The sequence below is a fragment of the Bacillus sp. DJP31 genome, from assembly GCF_049310945.1.
Classification (GTDB): Bacteria; Bacillota; Bacilli; order Bacillales; family SA4; genus Bacillus_BS.
Genome location: NZ_JBMERO010000086.1, coordinates 1 through 1,156, shown reverse-complemented (window position 1 = coordinate 1,156; position 1,156 = coordinate 1). Strand labels below are relative to the sequence as shown.

Sequence of the window (1,156 nt, the reverse complement as noted above, 5' to 3'; positions counted from 1 at the left end):
TTTAAATGGATCTGATTATTTTTAAAGAAAAATCTTAATGAAAAAAAGGTAGGCAATGAATGTTTTTCGGTGGGTATGCTTGGAGTTGTTTAAAGGAAGTCTTTAGGTTAATTGTTTTTAATTGTTTCATGAGATAGTCAGGCGAGGTAATTAAAAAGCTAGTAAAGGAGTGCCTTCTGTCATTCTCTGAATGATATTTCTTCTGTAAATCTATCTTACTATCTTTTTGTGATTTCCACCCTATTAATATATAACATTATTAGTTAGTTACCATATTACTAGCCTCCAAAGGTGAATGCAAGAGAAATGGTCATTTGTTTGGTTGTAGAGATAGAGGACGGTTCTTGAGGAAGCAAAAGAGCCGTCCTGTGCTCTCTGGCTAACACATAACATCGTCTAAAAAAAATTCATAAAAGGGGTACAATAGGGCGTGTTCATGGTCTTTTATCATTTGGATAATAGTCTTAAAAAGGAGCTAAGCCTTTGGAAGACAATGATCTAATTGGACAAGCAATAGGGAAGTATATTAAAAAGAGGAGAAATGAACTGGGTTTAACTCAGGAACAGGTAGCTGAAAGAGCAAATATGAGCCATAAGCACCTTGGTAAACTGGAACGTGGAAATAGGTATCCATCCGGAATCATGCTTTTTAAGATACTTGTCGCGTTGGAGACTCGGGATTCTAGTATAAGCATGATAATAAAAGAATTCGAATTACTAAAGCAAAATAGTAGAGATGAATAGTTGTTTCCACTGTTTTTAGTCATTGATTATCTTCAAAAAAAAAAACCATTACATTCCCAGGAGGAAAAAACATTGATTGTAAGAGAAAACTATGAAATCAGTCCAATGACCCTCGCAATCTTGCCCGCTTACCATGAGAAATACCAATCAAGGATTCTAGATTTGCAAGGTGCGTTTTATTCCAGTCAGTCACCGATTAAGCTAATCGAACAAGCCTGTTTAGAAGGAGGCTCCTCATTTGAAGGTAGGAAAAAATCACTTCAGCACAAAAAATCCTACTTCCAATGTCCGCCGATCCCGATTAACCCACTCGATGATATCTATGCTTTTCCAACATGTTCTCCCGAATCCCACGAGTGTGTATGGCTCTTCTACGAACATATCTCCTATTACCACCCCAAACATTCAAATA

The 1,156-nt window shown here is 36.5% G+C and carries 2 protein-coding genes; both read left to right on the top strand.

The genetic code is table 11. The annotated features are described in order from the left end of the window. Nucleotides 1-483 precede the first annotated feature (483 nt). Nucleotides 484-744 (top strand): helix-turn-helix domain-containing protein, encoded by a 261-nt coding sequence (locus ACOI1C_RS22520; RefSeq protein ID WP_422512870.1) that lies wholly within the window; start codon nt 484-486, stop codon nt 742-744. 72 nt (nt 745-816) lie between these two features. Continuing rightward, the coding region (locus ACOI1C_RS22515; RefSeq protein WP_422512869.1) for a competence protein ComK at nt 817-1,156 on the top strand (340 nt) is incomplete at its 3' end.